15 protein-coding genes are annotated in these 17359 nt (G+C 67.2%); 12 read left to right on the plus strand and 3 right to left on the minus strand.

The features are described 5' to 3' along the window. The first annotated feature begins 68 nt into the window (after positions 1-68). From atpA to E5206_RS08910, 7 genes are all read left to right on the plus strand, one after another. Positions 69-1706: a F0F1 ATP synthase subunit alpha gene (gene atpA / locus E5206_RS08880; RefSeq protein WP_136324046.1), complete on the plus strand. Its 1638-nt coding sequence runs from the start codon at positions 69-71 to the stop codon at positions 1704-1706. 76 nt (positions 1707-1782) lie between these two features. Further along, on the plus strand, positions 1783-2676 hold the full coding sequence (locus E5206_RS08885; RefSeq protein WP_136322169.1) for a F0F1 ATP synthase subunit gamma: 894 nt from the start codon (positions 1783-1785) through the stop codon (positions 2674-2676). 82 nt (positions 2677-2758) lie between these two features. Further along, a complete protein-coding gene (gene atpD, locus E5206_RS08890; RefSeq protein WP_136322170.1) occupies positions 2759-4213 on the plus strand; it encodes a F0F1 ATP synthase subunit beta in 1455 nt (484 codons plus the stop codon). Between the two features lies 1 nt (position 4214). Further along, entirely contained in the window at positions 4215-4499 is a 285-nt protein-coding gene (locus E5206_RS08895; protein ID WP_104172348.1) for a F0F1 ATP synthase subunit epsilon, read from the plus strand. A 10-nt stretch (positions 4500-4509) separates the two neighbouring features. Continuing rightward, positions 4510-4941, plus strand: coding sequence for a DUF2550 domain-containing protein (locus E5206_RS08900; RefSeq protein ID WP_136322171.1), 432 nt, complete (start codon positions 4510-4512; stop codon positions 4939-4941). 5 nt (positions 4942-4946) lie between these two features. Then, positions 4947-6314 carry an alpha/beta hydrolase-fold protein gene (locus E5206_RS08905; RefSeq protein ID WP_136322172.1) on the plus strand — a complete coding sequence of 456 codons (1368 nt, stop codon included), beginning with the start codon at positions 4947-4949 and terminating at the stop codon, positions 6312-6314. Further along, on the plus strand, positions 6311-8932 hold the full coding sequence (locus tag E5206_RS08910) for a rhomboid family intramembrane serine protease (protein ID WP_136322173.1): 2622 nt from the start codon (positions 6311-6313) through the stop codon (positions 8930-8932). The genes E5206_RS08905 and E5206_RS08910 overlap by 4 nt, the downstream gene beginning before the upstream one ends. Positions 8933-9276: 344 nt before the next feature. Here E5206_RS08910 and E5206_RS08915 read toward each other — a convergent pair whose 3' ends face one another. Then, a complete protein-coding gene (locus tag E5206_RS08915; protein WP_050687909.1) occupies positions 9277-9480 on the minus strand; it encodes a cold-shock protein in 204 nt (67 codons plus the stop codon). 331 nt (positions 9481-9811) lie between these two features. Next, positions 9812-10507: an endonuclease NucS gene (gene nucS / locus E5206_RS08920; RefSeq protein ID WP_136322174.1), complete on the minus strand. Its 696-nt coding sequence runs from the start codon at positions 10505-10507 to the stop codon at positions 9812-9814. A 59-nt stretch (positions 10508-10566) separates the two neighbouring features. Between nucS and E5206_RS08925 the strand changes: the two genes are divergently transcribed. Then, positions 10567-10920, plus strand: a complete 354-nt coding sequence (locus tag E5206_RS08925) for an ATP/GTP-binding protein (RefSeq protein ID WP_136322175.1) — start codon at positions 10567-10569, stop codon at positions 10918-10920. Between the two features lie 10 nt (positions 10921-10930). Continuing rightward, positions 10931-11746, plus strand: coding sequence for an alpha/beta fold hydrolase (locus E5206_RS08930; RefSeq protein ID WP_136322176.1), 816 nt, complete (start codon positions 10931-10933; stop codon positions 11744-11746). 27 nt (positions 11747-11773) lie between these two features. On the opposite strand, the gene E5206_RS08935 is transcribed toward E5206_RS08930, so the two are convergent. Further along, positions 11774-12946: an AI-2E family transporter gene (locus tag E5206_RS08935; protein WP_136324047.1), complete on the minus strand. Its 1173-nt coding sequence runs from the start codon at positions 12944-12946 to the stop codon at positions 11774-11776. Positions 12947-13276: 330 nt separating this feature from the next. Here E5206_RS08935 and E5206_RS08940 point away from each other — a divergent pair, with 330 nt between their 5' ends. From E5206_RS08940 to E5206_RS08950, 3 genes are all read left to right on the plus strand, one after another. Then, positions 13277-15151: a hypothetical protein gene (locus E5206_RS08940; RefSeq protein WP_136322177.1), complete on the plus strand. Its 1875-nt coding sequence runs from the start codon at positions 13277-13279 to the stop codon at positions 15149-15151. Positions 15152-15221: 70 nt separating this feature from the next. Beyond that, positions 15222-16238 (plus strand): tetratricopeptide repeat protein, encoded by a 1017-nt coding sequence (locus tag E5206_RS08945; protein ID WP_136322178.1) that lies wholly within the window; start codon positions 15222-15224, stop codon positions 16236-16238. Further along, positions 16238-17338: an NADH:flavin oxidoreductase/NADH oxidase gene (locus E5206_RS08950; protein WP_136322179.1), complete on the plus strand. Its 1101-nt coding sequence runs from the start codon at positions 16238-16240 to the stop codon at positions 17336-17338. Before E5206_RS08945 ends, E5206_RS08950 begins: the two co-directional genes overlap by 1 nt. Positions 17339-17359: the final 21 nt, after the last annotated feature.

Raw genomic sequence — 17359 nt, forward strand, 5'->3', positions numbered from 1 at the left:
CCAACGACAAGAAACCCCGGTCATCGTGAGCAACGATGATCACGAAAACAGGAGAGCAGGGACTGCAGATGGCCGAATTGACCATCAACGCCGACGACGTCCGTATTGCGTTGAACGAGTTCGCGGCGTCCTACGAACCCGGAAACGCGGAGCGCGTAGAGGTCGGCCGTGTAACAACCGCAGGTGACGGCATCGCCCGTGTTGAGGGCCTTCCCTCGGTCATGGCGAACGAGCTGCTTCGCTTCGAAGACGGCACGCTGGGCCTGGCCCAGAACCTCGACGTCCGCGAAATCGGTGTCATCGTCCTCGGTGACTTCACCGGAATCGAAGAAGGCCAGGAAGTCCACCGCACCGGACAGGTTCTGTCCGTGCCGGTTGGCGACGCCTTCCTCGGCCGTGTTGTCGACCCGCTGGGCGAGCCCATTGACGACCTCGGCGAGATCAAGGCCGAGACCACCCGGGCCCTGGAACTCCAGGCGCCCGGCGTGACCCAGCGCAAGTCGGTTCACGAACCGATGCAGACCGGTCTCAAGGCCATCGACGCCATGATCCCGATCGGCCGCGGCCAGCGTCAGCTGATCATCGGTGACCGCCAGACCGGCAAGTCGGCAATCGCCATCGACACGATCATCAACCAGAAGGCCAACTGGGCCTCAGGCGATGTCAAAAAGCAGGTTCGCTGCATCTATGTGGCCATCGGCCAGAAGGCATCCACGATCGCTGCCGTCCGCCAGACCCTCGAGGACAACGGCGCACTGGAGTACACGACCATCGTGGCTTCCCCTGCGTCTGACCCCGCAGGCTTCAAGTACCTGGCACCGTACGCCGGCTCGGCCATCGGCCAGCACTGGATGTACGGCGGCAAGCACGTCCTCATCGTCTTCGATGACCTGTCCAAGCAGGCCGAGGCCTACCGTGCAGTGTCGCTGCTGCTCCGCCGTCCGCCGGGACGCGAAGCCTACCCGGGCGACGTTTTCTACTTGCACTCCCGCCTGCTGGAGCGTTGTGCCAAGCTCTCCGACGAGCTCGGTGCAGGTTCGATGACCGGCCTGCCGCTCATCGAGACCAAGGCAAACGACGTATCCGCCTACATCCCGACCAACGTGATCTCGATCACCGATGGCCAGATCTTCCTGCAGTCGGACCTCTTCAACGCCAACCAGCGTCCCGCCGTTGACGTGGGTGTCTCCGTCTCCCGCGTTGGTGGCGCCGCCCAGGTCAAGTCCATGAAGAAGGTCTCCGGTACCTTGAAGCTGGAACTGGCCCAGTACCGCGACATGCAGGCCTTCGCAATGTTCGCGTCGGACCTCGACGCCGCTTCGCGCCAGCAGCTGACCCGTGGTGCCCGCCTGATGGAACTGCTCAAGCAGGGCCAGTACTCGCCGTTCCCGGTCGAGAACCAGGTCGTCTCCATCTGGGCAGGCACCAACGGCCACCTCGACGACGTTCCGGTTGAGGACATCAACCGCTTCGAAACCGAGTTCCTGGAGCACCTCAAGCACAAGTCCTCCATTCTGACGACGCTGGCCCAGACCAACGTCATGGACGACGACACCGCAGAAGCACTGAAGACCTCGATCGTGGCCTTCAAGAAGGGCTTCTTCGGCGAGGGAGACAGCTACCTGGTCGGTGCGGGGCACGAGGAGCACGCCCCCATCGGCGAGGATCAGGTCGACCAGGAAAAAATCGTCAAGCAGAAGCGCTAGTTCCGCTGGCAGGGACTGCCGGGACCCCACCAGGTTCCGGCAGTCCCGGCCCCCGGGATCTTAGGAAAGGATAAGTATGGGAGCCCAGATCCGGGTCTACCGCCAGAAGATCAGCTCGACGACCTCGATGCGCAAGATCTTCAAGGCGATGGAACTGATCGCTACCTCGCGCATCGGCAAGGCCCGAGCACGCGTAGCAGCTTCACTGCCTTACGCAAACGCGATCACGCGCGCCGTTTCTGCTGTTGCAAGCCAGAGCGAAATCGACCACCCGCTGGTCACCGAACCGGAGCAGATCCGCCGTGCCGCCGTCCTGGTAATCACCTCGGACCGTGGCCTCGCAGGTTCCTACTCGGCGAGTGTGCTCAAGCAAGCGGAAGGTCTCAACGAGCTGCTGCTTGAGGAAGGCAAGGAAGTCAAGATGTACCTGGTCGGCCGCAAGGCCCAGGCATACTTCGACTTCCGGAACCGCCCTTACGGGCGTGTCTGGACCGGCGGCACGGACGCACCGGAGTTTGCCACCGCGCAGGAAATCAGCGAGGCATTGCTGGCAGACTTCGCGACGGCCTATGAAGAGGGCGGCGTCGACGAGATCCATGTCGTCTACACCCGCTTCAAGTCGATGGTTGTCCAGGAGCCGACGGTTGTCCGTCTCCTCCCGCTTGAGGTTGTCGAAGAGCAGGCCGCGTCCGAATCGGATCTCCTGCCGCTCTACGAATTCGAGCCGGAAACGGAGCAGGTTCTTGATGCTCTGCTGCCGCGCTACATCGAGTCCCGTATCTTCGCCGCAATGTTGCAGGCAGCCGCTTCGGAGCTCGCTGCACGCCAGCGCGCGATGAAGTCCGCCGGCGACAACGCCACGGACCTCATCAAGAAATTCACGCGTCTGCGCAACACTGCCCGCCAGGCTGAGATTACGCAGGAGCTTTCCGAAATCGTTGCCGGCGCTGACGCCTTGAACGCGTCCTAGCCGGTCCGGGTCCGGATCCAGCTGTACCTGCACCAAAGAATAAACTTAACCCCCACGCCATCTACTGAGTGAAGTGAGAGAGATGACTGCCACTGCTACCGAACACGTAGCCGCGACGACCGGTGCTACCGGCCGTATTGCACGTGTTATTGGCCCGGTTGTCGACGTCGAATTCCCGGCTGACGCAATCCCCTCGATTTACCACGCACTCACCACCGAGATTACTCTCAACGGTGAGACCAAGACCATCACGTTTGAAGTTGCCCTGCACCTCGGCGACAACGTCATTCGCGCCATCTCCCTGCAGGCAACCGATGGACTCGTCCGCGGCAGCGCCGTCGTCGACACGGGAGCCCCCATCTCCGTACCGGTCGGTGACGTCGTCAAGGGACACATCTTCAACGTCCTCGGACAGCCGCTGGACGTGCCCGAGTCCGAACTGCAGATCACGGAACGCTGGCCGATCCACCGCAAGGCTCCCGCCTTTGCGACCCTCGAGGGTTCCACCGAGATGATGGAAACCGGCATCAAGGTCATCGACCTTCTCACCCCGTACATCAAGGGTGGCAAGATCGGCCTGTTCGGCGGTGCCGGCGTCGGCAAGACCGTGCTGATCCAGGAAATGATCACCCGTGTTGCCCGCAACTTCGGTGGCACCTCGGTGTTCGCCGGTGTCGGCGAGCGTACCCGCGAAGGCAATGACCTCTGGGTTGAAATGGAAGAGGCAGGCGTCCTCAAGGACACGGCCCTTGTTTTCGGCCAGATGGATGAGCCGCCGGGAACGCGCCTGCGCGTGGCGCTGTCCGCACTGACCATGGCGGAGTACTTCCGCGATGTCCAGAACCAGGACGTGCTGCTCTTCATCGACAACATCTTCCGCTTCACCCAGGCAGGCTCCGAGGTTTCCACCCTCCTCGGCCGCATGCCGTCGGCCGTGGGCTACCAGCCCAACCTGGCAGACGAGATGGGCCTCCTCCAGGAGCGCATCACGTCCACCAAGGGCCACTCCATCACCTCGATGCAGGCCATCTACGTCCCCGCAGATGACTACACCGACCCGGCTCCGGCCACGACCTTCGCACACCTCGACGCGACCACGGAACTTTCCCGTGAAATCGCTTCCCGTGGCCTGTACCCGGCCGTTGACCCGCTGACGTCGACCTCGCGCATCCTGGATCCGCAGTACATCGGCAACGACCACTACAACACGGCCGTCCGGGTGAAGCAGATCCTCCAGAAGAACAAGGAACTTCAGGACATCATCGCCATCCTCGGCGTTGACGAACTCTCTGAAGAAGACAAGATCGTCGTGTCGCGTGCACGCCGCATCCAGCAGTTCCTCTCGCAGAACACCTACACCGCCAAGCAGTTCACCGGCGTTGAAGGCTCCACCGTTTCCATCAAGGACACGGTCGAGGGCTTCACGGCGATCTGCGACGGCGAGCTCGACCACATCGCAGAGCAGGCGTTCTTCAACGTCGGCGGCCTGGATGACGTCGAGCGCCAGTGGGCCAAGATCCAGGAACAGACCAAGTAATATGGCTGAGCTTGAGGTTGAGATTGTCGCAGCGGACCACTTTGTGTGGTCCGGAGCGGCCAAGATGGTCAAGGCCCGCACCAGCGATGGTGAAATCGGAATCCTGCCCGGCCACTCGCCCCTGCTGGCGATTCTGGCCGAAGGTGAACTGGCCATCGAGCCGGTGTCCGGTGACCGCATCGCAGTAGTTGTCGACGGCGGGTTCTTCTCCGTCGACAACAACCGCGTTGTCATTGTTGCTGACAACGCCCAAATGGGTGACGCGGCTACTGCTGGGATCCGCTAGCACGACCTTGATGAACGATACCGGTTTGCCGTTCATCGTCCTGGCGACGCTCTTTGCGTTGCTGGTCATTACACTGTGCCTTTCGGGGGTGCGCCGCTTCAACCTGCGGCGCGCCCTGGGCACGGTGGACGCCTCCATTTGCACGGCTGGAAACAGCTGGCAGATGGGGGTTTGTCGTTATCAGGACAATGCCCTGGAGTGGTTCCGCCTGGCCTCCGTGAGCCTGCGTCCGAAGCACACCTTCCGGCGCAGCTCCCTGGAACTGCTGGGCCGCCGCAAGCCCACCGAGTCCGAGCTGCTTAAGGTGCAGCCTGACTCCGTGATCGTGGAACTCCGGTACGAAGGGCAGGAAGTCCTGCTCGCCATGAGGTTCGACGCCTACACCGGGCTGTCCTCCTGGCTTGAGGCCGGACCGGTCATCGGCGTCGGCACCTGGCGTTAGCCCCGGTGGATTTCATCGAGGACATCAGGCTGGTTGACGGGCCGGTGCTGTGGATTGCCTGGTTTGCCGGCGCAGCAGGCATGGCCTATCTGCTCTGGCGGAGCGGGCGGCGCCACTCCGTCAGTGCGTCCGCCGTCGTGCTCGCTGCTGCACTGATGCTCTCGGCCGCCCTCGTGGCGGGGATTCACCTGCTGCTGATCTACGTGCTCTCCGTCTTCCCCGAAGAACTTCCCTGGGAGACCCTCGTCTGGTCTGTTCCGGCCGTCTCGGGCCTGCTGCTGTGGCTTCTGCGCCTGCACGGTATCTGGGGACGGAAACCCTTCCTTGCGAGCATCCCGCACGCTCCCCGGCCCGTCGTGCACCGCCTGCGCTCGACCGCCGCCGCCACCGGCGCCCTGCTGGGCGTTGTCGCGCTCTCCGCGGTCCAGATCAACGTCTATTTCGGGCTGAACCAGACCGTCAGCGACCTGACCGGCACAGCCGTGGCGCGGATCCAGCCGCTCGAAGCCGGCCTGGAGCGGCCCGCCGGAGCCCCGACCGCCGTCGGCCTCGCCGGATGGAACGCACCGGGAGAACTTCCGGAAGGTGCCGTACGCAGGGCCGAGATCCCCGGCACCAGTTCCGGGTTCCACAGCCGCGAGGCGTACCTCTACCTTCCGCCCGCCTACCAGAGCTCCCCGCGCCCGGCCCTGCCCGTCCTGGTGCTGTTCTCCGGCCAGCCGGGCGGCCCTGCCGACTGGCTCTCCGGGGGCGCACTCCGGGGCCGCCTGGACCGCTTCGCCTCGGCACACAACGGCGTTGCGCCGGTGGTGGTGGTGGTCGACCCGAACGGCTCGGCCACCGGCAACACCCTGTGCATGGACAGCCGGATAGCTCAGGCGGACACCTTCCTTGCCCGTGACGTGCCGGCATGGATCAACAGGACCCTCGACGTCGACCCGGATCCCCGGCAGTGGGCCGTGGGGGGCTTCTCCTACGGCGCCACCTGCGCCGTGCAGATGGTGACCCGGCACCCGGAGGTATACAACGCCGCGCTGGCCTTCTCCAGCGAGAAGGAACCTGCCCTCGCCAAGGAACGCGACAAGACCATCCAGGCATCCTTCGGAGGGGACACCGCGGCCTTCGAACGGCAGACGCCGCTGCAGCTCATGAAGGAGCACAGCTTCGCGGGCAGCGCCATCTACTTCGGCGCCGGCGAGCGGGACCCCGAGTTCATCGGCTACATGGACCTGCTGTCGGCGGCGGCGCGGAACTCCGGGTTTGCGGTGGAAACCCGCCGGATTCCCAATGCCGGGCACTCCTGGGAGACGGCGTCCAAGGGCCTGCCCGGTGGCCTGGACTTCCTCGCCGGGCGCTGGGGCATCCAGCCATGAGTCCGAAGACCGGGTCCGGCGGTCAACCCGGGAAGTACAGGGCGTCGCTCCTGGCCATAGGGCGGCAGGGTGTGCGCCGGACGCTGCAGCACTTCCGTGCCGTGCCGTTCACGCTGGCCGTCCTGGCAGTGTTCGTGGCAACGGGTGCAGCCACCGGCAGTTTCCTGGACGGGCCGCCGGAGTCGCTGCTGGACGTGGCTTCAGTCAGTGCTCCGGGCCTGAAGGCGGGCCACTGGTGGTCCCTGTTCACCTCGCTGTTCTTCGCGACCAACCCGCTGGCCTACCTTGCGGCGGCGCTGATGATGCTCACGCTGCTGGGCCTCGCCGAGCGGCAGTTGGGCACGGTGCGCACGGCGGTGTTCTACTTTGCCGGTCAGTTTGGGGCCGTGACACTGTTCCTGCTGCTGACCCAGCTGGCCCGCTATGCCGGGGACGGCTGGCTCGGACTGATGGTCGATGCGACCCTGATCGGCCCCTACGCCGCGATCATGGCCGTCACGCTGGCTGCCAGCGGGCTCCTGCCGATGCTCTGGCAACGGCGGCTGCGGACCGCGGTGTTGTCCGCGGCGCTGCTGCTGGTGCTCTATGTCGGGCACGCGGAGACCGTCGTGGGCCTCGCCGGTGCGGTGGCCGGGCTGGCGGCGGGCTGGTGGATCCAGGGTGACAAGGGCACACTGCACCGGCACCGCTCCACCGGCCGTGAAACCCGGAACCTGCTGGCGCTGACGGTCGCCATCTTCGCCGTCGGCCCCATCCTGACAGCCGCGGTCCGGGCCCCTACCGGTCCGCTCGCCCTGCTGCGTGACGTCGTCCTGAATCCGCTCCCGACGCTGAGTCAGCTCGAGCAGAACTGCGGCGGCACCGTCGATGTCACCTGCCTCGAGGCCGGCCGGTCGGGTTTCGCGGGCCCGCTGGGACTCGCGCTCGCCGTGGTCCCCGTCGTGCTGCTGCTCATCTGCGCCGACGGCATGCGGCATGGCCGCCGGCTGGCCCTGCGGATCGCGATCATCGTCCAGTTCGCCGTGACCGTCCTGGCAGCCGTGTACCTCGCGCTCTTCGCCCGCATTCCGCACTACCCCAGCAGGGCGCACACGGCCGTGATGGGTTCCGGTTTCGTCCACATCCTGCCGCTCGTGGCCGTCCCGCTGCTCCTGGTGGTGCTGCTCCTGGCGAACCGGCGGCAGTTCCGCGTCGAGACGGCCCCGCGGGCACGGCGGATCCTGGGCATGGTGGTCGGCGGCACCTGGCTGGTGCTGGCGGGGAGTTATACCGCAGCGTGGCTGGCCGCCGGGGGAATGGACCGCGACGGCGGCACGCTGGGCCTCGCGGCCGAACTGGCCCGCCAGTACCTGCCGCTTCCGATCCCCGGCGCCTACGCGCGGATCTTCCAGAACCGCGACGCCGTCGAGGCCTTCCTGTTCGCCTACTCCGGGATTGTCTTCTGGGTGGTGGCCCTGGCCGCGGTGTGGCTCGTCCTCCTCGGCCGGCTGCACCGGACGGACGCCGGCTCCGGCGACCGGGACGTGGCCCGCGGGCTGGTCCGCCAGGGCGGGGACTCGCTGTCCTGGATGGCGCTCTGGGAGCCGAACAAGTACTGGTTCACACCGGACCGCCGCGGGGGAGTGGCCTACCAGCAGCACGGCAACGTCGCGTTGACCCTGTCCGGCCCGTTGGGCCCGGCGGCCCTCCATGAGGAAACCGCGGCGGGATTCATCACCGACTGTGCCCGGCATGCACTCATCCCGTGCTTCTACTCCTGCACCGATGAACTGTGGCCGATGCTCCGGGCACGTGGCTTCCGGCGCGTGGCGGTCGCCCAGGAAACCAGGCTCGCCGTGCGCGAGATCGAGTTCAAGGGCAAGGAATGGCAAAACGTCCGGACCGCCCTGAACCGCGCGGCCAAGACGGGCGTGCATGCCGTCTGGGGGCGCTACAGCGGCTTTTCGCCGTCCCTGCGCACCCAGCTGAGCGAGGTGTCCGAAGAATGGGCAGCCCAGAAGCCTGTCCCCGAAATGGGCTTCACGCTCGGCGGAATCGACGAACTCGACGACGACGAGGTGCTCTGCTGCCTGGCCGTGGACGCCGGGGGACTCGTGCAGGGCGTCACCAGCTGGCTTCCGGTATATGAGGACGGCAGGCTCGTCTGCTGGACCCTGGACTTCATGCGCCGGCGCAGCGATGCCTTCCCCGGGGTGATGGAGTTCCTGATCGCTTCCGCGGTGCAGGAGCTGAAGGGCTCGGTGGAAATCATCTCCCTGTCCGGCTCGCCGCTGGCAAAGGCGTCGCCGCCCTCAGCAGCCGCAGGGACAGTAAAGGAAGCAGGCGCGGACGCTCCGGGCGGGGCGGACGGCGCCGCGCCGGAAGGACGGGAGTCCGGGGCAGAACCGGAGGGGCTGGCCGGAATCCTCGACGTCGTGGGCCGGGCGCTGGAACCCGTGTATGGCTTCCGCTCACTGGCCACCTTTAAGTCGCGGTTCAAGCCCGAGTACCGCACCCTGTACCTGTACTACCAGGATCCGCTGCAGCTGCCCGCCATGGGCCGGGCCCTGAGCCAGGCATACCTCCCAGGGCTTTCGGTGCGGCAAAGCGCACGCCTGCTCAGGACACTCGTGCGCTGATTGCCCGTCCCGGGTCGTTCAGGCCCGGCAGGAGGCCGGCTGGAAACGGTGCCGGGCCGTGACGCATTCGTGCCGGCCCACGATGCAGCCTGAGATGCCCCGCGCCGGGGTCGGTGGATGGACATGGTCCGGTTATGCCCGGTCCAGGGCGCGACGAATGGGCATGTCCTCCCGACGCGAGGAGGTCCAGGCCGCTTGACCCCGACGAGCTGAGGACGAAGACCACTGGGAGCACGCCCACAACGGGGCCCGGCCTGCCCGGCGAAGCCAAAAAAATGATCCCCGGCACTGATACCGGGGATCATTTCGCGGAGACCGTCGCAGGCGGCTCCCCAAACGGGAGACTAGACCAGCGTTACTCCGGTTGCCTGGGGGCCCTTGGCGCCCTGGCCGATCTCGAACTGAACACGCTGGTTCTCGTCGAGGGTCTTGAAGCCACCGGTCTGGATCTCGGAATAGTGAACGAAGACATCGCCATCCGCGTCATCCGGGGTGATGAAGCCGAAGCCCTTTTCAGCGTTGAACCACTTGACGGTTCCCTGTGCCATGTATTTCTCCTCATAGTGGAACTTGTTTAAGTCCGGCACACTTCGTGCCGGACTTGGTCACTCTGCGAGAAGAACCGTGGCCTTCGGACCGGATCAACCGGACTTCAGCGGCAGGCGCTTCACGCTCGCAACATGTCTTGCGAGCATGAAAGAACACCTACACAAAGACTCGTATAAGAATTCCATGACAGCCGCGTCTGGTCAACGGTACCGGCGCACAATTCCATAAATTTTGGGCAAAAAACGGATGAACGCGGCCGGCACCCCGGACGTGCAGGAAACGGCAGCGGACGCCGTTACCGCATCCGTGACCGCCCCGACGGAGGCCCGTTCAGAAGAGCCTGGACTCGCTGTCATCGACGCCGCGCATGGCGTCATAGTCGAGTGTGACGCAGTCAATGCCGCGGTCGTTCGCCAGGACCTTGGCCTGCGGCTTGATCTGTTGCGCGGCGAAGATCCCGCGGACCGGGGCGAGCAGCGGGTCACGGTTCAGCAGTTCCAGGTACCGGGTGAGCTGTTCGACGCCGTCGATGTCGCCACGCCGTTTGAGCTCGACGGCGACGGTGGCGCCGTCGGCGTCCCTGGCCAGGATGTCCACGGGGCCGATCGCGGTGAAGTATTCGCGCCGGATCAGCGAAAACCCGCTGCCGAGGAGCTCGATCTGCTCGGCCAGAAGCCGTTGCAGATCCGCCTCGACCCCATCCTTGATCAGGCCCGGGTCCACGCCGAGCTCATGGGAGGTGTCATGCAGCTGTTCATGGATGTTGATGATCAGCCGGTCATCGGTCTTGGCGGACTGGACGGTCCACCGCTCGGTCACGCCGAGTTCAACGTCGACCTCGTCCGGGGTGGAGACGCGCAGCGAGGCCGGCGGGCTCATCCAGTTCAACGGCTTGTAGGATCCGCCGTCGGAATGGACCAGGACGGAGCCGTCGGCCTTGACCAGCAGGAGCCGGGTGGCCAGCGGGAGATGGGCTTTGAGCCGGCCGACATAATCAACGGAGCAACGGGCTATGACTAAACGCACCCGGTCAACAGTACCGTCTGGAGTGACGGCGGGCATCCGGGCTGAGGCAGAATGGAGGCATGCCCCGTTCCAACCGACCCCGCCGAGCCGTCTCCGGAAGAACAGCCGCCGGCAAGGCAGCGAAACCCGGGGCGCGGTCCGGCCCGGTGCCGGAGCTGGATCTTGAGCGGGCGCGGACGGGTGTTGCCCGCCGGGAGAGCGCGCCGGACGGTGAATGGATGGTCCGCTCCATCACGGCCGGCCGGGCGGAGAAAACCTATGTCTGTCCAGGCTGCTCGACGGCGGTGCTGCCCGGGGTAGCCCACCTGGTGGTCTGGTCGGAGGACCACCTCTTCGGCGCTGCCGCGGGCCTCGCGGAGCGCCGGCACTGGCATTCCAACTGCTGGACCTCGCGCAGCTACCGCTATCGCTAAGCTGGACAGCATGACTTTTCACTCCGTGGCTTCTGATCCCGCGCCGTTCGTCTTCAGCCAGCCGGCCGGACCGACGGCGATCCGCGCCTCCACGGTGCTGCCGGCCCGCCGCGAGAACGTGGAGCTCCGCACCGAGGACGGCCACGTGCTGGTGGGCGAGCTCGCGGTCCCGGAAACCGGCGGCATCAAGGCGACCATCATCACGCTCCACCCGCTGCCGACGCACGGCGGCTTCATGGATTCCCATGTCTTCCGGAAGGCCTCCTACCGCCTGCCGGCCCTGGCCGGAATTGCCGTGCTCCGCTTCAACACCCGGGGCACCGCCTCGCCCAGGGGAACCAGCGGCGGGGTCTTTGAAGGGGGAGTGGGTGAACGCCTCGACGTCGAGGCCGCCGTCCGGTTCGCCGTCGAGCGGGGCCTGCCCAACCGCTGGCTGGTGGGCTGGTCCTTCGGCACCGAACTGGCGCTGATGTACGGGGCGTCCGAGCCGGTGGCCTCCGAGGTGGAGGGCGCCATCCTGCTTTCGCCGCCGCTGCACCGGGCCACGGACGTGCACCTGAAGGAATGGGCGGACGCCGGCAAGCCGCTGAAGGTCCTGGTCCCGGAGCATGACGACTACCTGCAGCCGGCTGCCGCCGCGGAGCGTTTCGCCGCGGTGCCCCAGGCCGTCGTGGTGGGGGTCGACGGCGCGAAGCACCTCTGGGTGGGGGAGAAGTACGCCTCCCGCGTGCTCAACGAGATCGTGGCTGAGGTCATCCCGGGGCCCGCCGGCGGGGCCTCCCTGCCATCGGAATGGGACGGGCCGGTCGCCACCGCGCACGCCTGAGCCGGGAAGACCCGGGCGGTTACCGGATCAGTGCTTGTCCTGGCGCACGATGAAGATTTCCTTGATCAGCAGCATCATCGCCGCCGCGGTGGGGATGGCAATCAGTGCGCCGAGCACGCCGAGCACGCTGCCGCCGGCGATGACCGAGATGACGGCCACCGCACCGGGCACCGCGACGGCCTTCTGCATGACGCGCGGTGAGATGAAGTAGGCCTCGAACTGCAGGTAGGCGAAGTAGCAGATGGCGTACACGAGGGCCGTCTGCCAGCCCGCGGTCAGACCGATCAGGGTCACGATCACCCCGGCAATCATGCCGCCGACGAGCGGAATGAAGGCGAGCAGGGCGACGACGAAGGCCAGCAGCACGGCAAACGGGACGCCGACAATGAACATGACGATGAAGGCGAACGTCGCGTTCAGCAGCGCGACGACGGCCTGGCCGATGACGTAGTTGCCGACCGAACCGGTGATTTCCTCGGACAGGGCCTCCACCCGGGCCCGGCGGGAACGCGGGGCAAGCCGGTAGGCCCATTTCTTCATAGCCGGGAGGGCGGCCAGGAAGTACAGGCTCAGCACCAGCACGATCAGCGCGCCGAAAAGCCCGTTGGCCACGGTGGAGCCGAATCCGAGGACCCCGCCGAAGATGCCGCCCATCGCGTCCGGGTTGTTGACGAACTTTCCGAGCTCCTGGGTGATCCGGTCCCGCACGCCGAACTGGCTGTCGATGGTGCGGAAGAAGTCCGAGTCAATGAACTCCTGGATCCAGTGCGGCGCCTGCTGCACAATCTGGGTGACCTGCTGCACGATCGTGGGGATCAGGGTGGCAAAAAACCCGGCCACGGCCAGCGTCAGGGCGGAGACGGCCGCCACGATCCCGGCGGCGCGGGGGAACTTCTTGCTTTCCAGCCACCGCACCACCGGGTCCAGGCCCAGGGCGATGAAGAGCGCCGTCACGATCCAGAGGAGCAGCTGGGTGGTGTTGGAACCGATCCAGTAGACCAACAGCGCCACGCCGACGCCGACCGTTCCCATGAAGCCGACGTAGAGCGGGTGCTGGGCGGACATACGTGGCCCGGGATCGCCGAAGCGGGCCTCGGATTCGTTGTCCGCGGTGCCGGCGGTTTCCGCATACTCCGGCGGCATTTCGAAGCGCAGCCGTGGCTGCGCTCCCGGGATGGGCTGGCGCAGGCGCCGGCCCATGGCAATCAGGGCTCCCGCGATGGCGGCCCGCTGGCTGGAAACCTGCTTCCGCGGACCGTGCTCCTTGTCACCGGATTCCAGGCGTGCTTCCTGTCCTGGGGTGGACGGATCCGTGTGTTCAGTCACTGCGTTGAAAGCCCTTTGTCCTCTGCGTACCCTCCCTGGCTCCGCGGGCGCGGGCCGGGTGTGATGATCACCGCAAACCTTATCAGCAGGCTTATCAGCGTGCGGTTCCGACGCCGTCCGCGGCCCCTGCGGAGGTGGCCGGCGGCGGCACCGATCTGACTCCCCGGTAACAAAACGGTTACTCTTAAGGCTAAGTGTCCGCTGATGATGGGTAATATTTTGCGTTTCAAGACTGCAGTTGCACTAGTGCTGCTCGGCCTCCTGACACTGCTGGCCGGAATCGGCCAGAAGACATTCTGGGCTCCGGCCGAGTACTTCACGGCCACCGCGCCGGCTGGCGGCCAGGCCGCGCCGCTGACCGTTGTGGACCAGAAGCTGCGCACGCTGCACGGCGGCACGGTGAAGATCAATGTCAAGGGCGAGGGCAGTTTCCTGCTGGCTGCCGGCCGGCCGGACGACGTCGAGGCGTGGGTTGGCAAGACCGCCCACAACACGGTCTCCGGAATCTCGGACGACGGCAAGGCGCTGCAGTTGACGCACACGGATGGCGAGGCCACCGCCCCCTCGCCCGCCGGGTCGGATCTGTGGGTGAGCACCGAAAATGCCAGCGGCGAGATGAACTATTCATGGACGGCGCCCGCCGATGGCGACTGGTCGCTGATGCTCGCGACGGACGGCACCAAGCCGGCCCCGGCGTCGATCACCATGACCTTCCCCAATGACACCTCCACACCGTGGGCGATTCCGTTCATGGTGGTCGGCGGACTGCTGATCCTGGCCGGCGCCGCACTGCTGGTCCTCAAGCGCGTCTCCGGCACCGGGAACGGCGCCGGCGGTCCGATCGGCAGCATGTTCGTCCGGCGCGCCCGTCCTACGGCGGCCGCCGGCACCGGCGCGAAAAATTCCGCCGGCACCGCCCCGGCGCCGACAACGGCCAAGCCGACCGACACGACCGCGGCGGAACGGAACACGGCCGGGCGGACCGCGGTTCGCCGGTGGCGTTCCGGCATGGTCGGTGTGGTAGGAGTACTGACGGCCACCGCCGTCGTCGGCGGCGGCGTTGCGGCCCAGGCCAGCCAGACCCCGTCGCCCTCGCCGAGCACCTCGTCCACGGCCTCCCCGTCGGCCTCCCCGTCGGCCTCCCCGTCGGGGTCCCCGACGTCGTCTTCGACCGCCGCCGCGGACAAGGCGCCGGATGCTCCGGTGCTGCTGGACGCCCAGTTCCGCCGCATCCTCGAGCAGGTTGCCGGTGCCGTGGATGCTGGCGACGCGGCAAAGGACGCCGCCAAGCTCCAGCCGCGCGTGGCGCAGACCGAGCTGGATGTACGGACGCAGAACTACAAGATCCGTTCCCAGGTCGGGTCCTACGGAGCCCGGATGCCGGTGCGCGCCACCAAACTCCTGACCACCGTCGTCACCACCAAGCGCGCCTGGCCGCGTTCGGTCCTGGCCGTGACGCAGGGCGAGGGGAACGTGGTTCCGCAGCTGCTCACCCTGACCCAGACATCCCCCCGGGAGAACTACAAGCTGGTGGGCACCACGCCGCTGCAGCCGGGCACGACCTTCCCGGGCATCGCACGCGGCGGCACGGAGTCGCTGGCGCCGTCGGACAAATCCGGTCTGCTATACAGCGGCGAGGAAGCCTTGGCCGGGCTCGGTGACCGCCTGACCTCTGCCGACTCCGCGTTCAAGGACAAACTCGTGGAGGGCCAGTCCTCCCCATACATTGCCGATACGCTCGCATACCAGGCCGATGCGGTGAGCACCGGCGTGAACGGCACCTTCTCCTTCACCCACAAGGTGGTTCCGGAGAACACCGTCGTGTTCCGCACGGCCGACGGCGGGGCGCTGGTCCTGGGACGCCTGAACTTCGAGTTCGACGGCACACCCAAGGCCGCCGGCGACAAACTGACCATCGGTGACGACGCCGCGGCCCTGGCCGGCGGCAAGGAGACGGGCACCGGGATGGTGCTGAACTTCGCCGAGTCCATGGCCGTCTACATCCCGCCGACCGGGTCCAAGGACCCGATGAAGCTGGTGGCGGCCACCCGCGGCCTCGTCGGGGCCAGTTTCAAGTAAGCGCGTTCAAGCAGCGGCCTGGGCGTTTCGAGGTAGCACCGGCGGGGGCCGGAGTGGCTAGAGTGGAGCTATGACTTCGCCAGCCTCCCGCCCGGTCCCGCCAGCTGCCGCCAACCCGCTTAACCTGCGCGGCGCCGTCGACCTGTCGTCCCTGAAACAGCGTCCGGCCCCGCCGGCTGCCGGACCCGCAGCCCCTGCTGTGGGTGCCCCCGCCGCGGGAGCTGCCGCGCCGGGAGCCGAGGCACACCCCGGCCGCCCCCTGCGCGTGGACGTCACGGAGGCGAACTTCCAGGAGCTCGTGGAGCTCTCGGCCAAGGTGCCCGTGGTGATCGCCCTCTGGGCGGCCTATTCGCCGGGTTCCGGCGGACTCGTGGATGCCCTCGAGCAGATCGTGGAGAGCTACGACGGCCGGCTCGTCCTCGGCGCCGCCGACGTTGAAGCCTTCCCGCAGCTGGCGCAGGCGTTCCAGGTGCAGGCTGTGCCGACCGCCGTCGCCCTCGTGAAGGGCCAGCCGGTGCCCCTCTTCCAGGGCGGCGCCGAGGAACAGCAGGTCCGCAGCCTGCTCGATGAACTGCTCAAGGTGGCCGCAGCGAACGGGGTGACGGGCCGGATCGGCGCCGGCGGACCCGGCAGTCCGGATGGGGCCGAAGTTGCCGCGCCGCAGCTTCCGCCCTTGCACCAGGCCGCGTTCGACGCCATCGAGGCCGGCGATTACGCCGCGGCTGCTGCGGCCTACCGCCGGGCCCTGCTCGAGATGCCGGCCGATGCCGATGCCAAGGCCGGGCTGGCCCAGGTGGAGCTGATGGGACGCCTGCAGCCGCTTTCCGCCGCGGACACCGAGGCCCTCCGCCAGCAGGCAGCCGGCGAGCCGGACAACCTCGACGTCCAGCTCGGTGTCGCCGACCTCGACGTCGCGGGCGGCCACGTCGAGGACGCCCTGGGCCGGATTGTCGCATTCATCGGCAGGAACTTCGGCCCGGAGCGGGAAACTGCCCGGGTCCGGCTGCTGGAGCTCTTCGACGTCGTGGGTACCGGCGATGCACGCGTGGCCAAGGCGCGCCAGAACCTCGCCCGGGTGCTTTTTTGATGGGGCCGGCACTCTTCACGCCCCTGGAGCTGCGGTCCCTGCGGCTGCAGCACCGCGGCTGGGTGTCGCCCATGTGTCAGTACAGCTGCGGCCCGGAAACCGGGGAAGGGGTCCCCAACGACTGGCACCTCATGCATCTGGGCTCCTTCGCCACGGGGGGAGCGGCCCTCATCCTCACGGAAGCTGCCGCCGTCAACCCCGTGGGCCGGATCAGCCCGCTGGACGCGGGCCTCTACAACGAGGAGCAGGCGGCCGGCTGGGAACGGATCACGTCCTTCGTGCACCGCCACGGCACCGCCGGCACCAAGATCGGCACCCAGCTGTCCCACGCGGGCCGGAAGGCATCCTCCTACTGGCCGTTCTCCGGCAAGCAGGGCTCGGTGCCGGCGTCCGACGGCGGCTGGGACACCGTGGGCCCCGGTACCGGCGCGTTTGACGGCTACGCCGCCCCCTCCGCCATGACGGTGCAGGAGATCGACGGCGTGATCGCCGATTTCGCTGCCGCCGCGGTCCGCGCCGTGGATGCCGGATTCGACACCATCGAAATCCACGGCGCCCACGGCTACCTGCTGCACCAGTTCCAGAGCCCCCTCGTGAACGACCGGACGGACAACTGGGGCGGGGACGAAACCGGCCGGAACCGGCTGACACTGGCCGTCGTGGACGCCGTCCGGAACGTCATCCCCGACTCCATGCCGCTGCTGCTGCGGATCTCCGCGACGGACTGGGCCGAGGGCGGGATCGACACCGAGGCCTCGGTCCGGCTGGCGCGCGCCGCCTCGGACCATGGGGTGGACCTGCTGGACGTTTCCAGCGGCGGTGCCGTGGCGCACCAGCGGATCCCGGTGGGCCCCGGCTACCAGACCGGGTTTGCCGCACGGATCCGCCGCGAAACCGGCGTCCGGACCGGCACCGTCGGCCTGCTGACCTCGGCGGGCCAGGCCGAACATGCCGTGGCGACCGGCCAGGCGGACGGCGTCTTCATCGCCCGGGCCGCGCTGCGCGATCCGCACTGGTGGCTGCGGGCCGCCTTTGAACTGGGCCACGAACTGGCCTGGCCGCCGCCGTACGAACGGGCCATCCCGCGTCACTCGTTCTAGGCCCTCCATTTCCCGCCGCGC

It is taken from the genome of Arthrobacter sp. PAMC25564, from assembly GCF_004798705.1.
Taxonomy (GTDB): domain Bacteria; phylum Actinomycetota; class Actinomycetes; order Actinomycetales; family Micrococcaceae; genus Arthrobacter.

What these genes read in the sequence shown, in the direction of transcription:
- atpA (WP_136324046.1), top strand. Translation starts at nt 69, where the DNA reads ATGGCCGAATTGACCATCAACGCCGACGACGTCCGTATTGCGTTGAAC.
- E5206_RS08885 (WP_136322169.1), top strand. Translation starts at nt 1,783, where the DNA reads ATGGGAGCCCAGATCCGGGTCTACCGCCAGAAGATCAGCTCGACGACC.
- atpD (WP_136322170.1), top strand. Translation starts at nt 2,759, where the DNA reads ATGACTGCCACTGCTACCGAACACGTAGCCGCGACGACCGGTGCTACC.
- E5206_RS08895 (WP_104172348.1), top strand. Translation starts at nt 4,215, where the DNA reads ATGGCTGAGCTTGAGGTTGAGATTGTCGCAGCGGACCACTTTGTGTGG.
- E5206_RS08900 (WP_136322171.1), top strand. Translation starts at nt 4,510, where the DNA reads ATGAACGATACCGGTTTGCCGTTCATCGTCCTGGCGACGCTCTTTGCG.
- E5206_RS08910 (WP_136322173.1), top strand. Translation starts at nt 6,311, where the DNA reads ATGAGTCCGAAGACCGGGTCCGGCGGTCAACCCGGGAAGTACAGGGCG.
- E5206_RS08915 (WP_050687909.1), bottom strand. Translation starts at nt 9,480, where the DNA reads ATGGCACAGGGAACCGTCAAGTGGTTCAACGCTGAAAAGGGCTTCGGC.
- E5206_RS08925 (WP_136322175.1), top strand. Translation starts at nt 10,567, where the DNA reads ATGCCCCGTTCCAACCGACCCCGCCGAGCCGTCTCCGGAAGAACAGCC.
- E5206_RS08930 (WP_136322176.1), top strand. Translation starts at nt 10,931, where the DNA reads ATGACTTTTCACTCCGTGGCTTCTGATCCCGCGCCGTTCGTCTTCAGC.
- E5206_RS08935 (WP_136324047.1), bottom strand. Translation starts at nt 12,946, where the DNA reads ATGGGCCGGCGCCTGCGCCAGCCCATCCCGGGAGCGCAGCCACGGCTG.
- E5206_RS08940 (WP_136322177.1), top strand. Translation starts at nt 13,277, where the DNA reads ATGATGGGTAATATTTTGCGTTTCAAGACTGCAGTTGCACTAGTGCTG.
- E5206_RS08945 (WP_136322178.1), top strand. Translation starts at nt 15,222, where the DNA reads ATGACTTCGCCAGCCTCCCGCCCGGTCCCGCCAGCTGCCGCCAACCCG.
- E5206_RS08950 (WP_136322179.1), top strand. Translation starts at nt 16,238, where the DNA reads ATGGGGCCGGCACTCTTCACGCCCCTGGAGCTGCGGTCCCTGCGGCTG.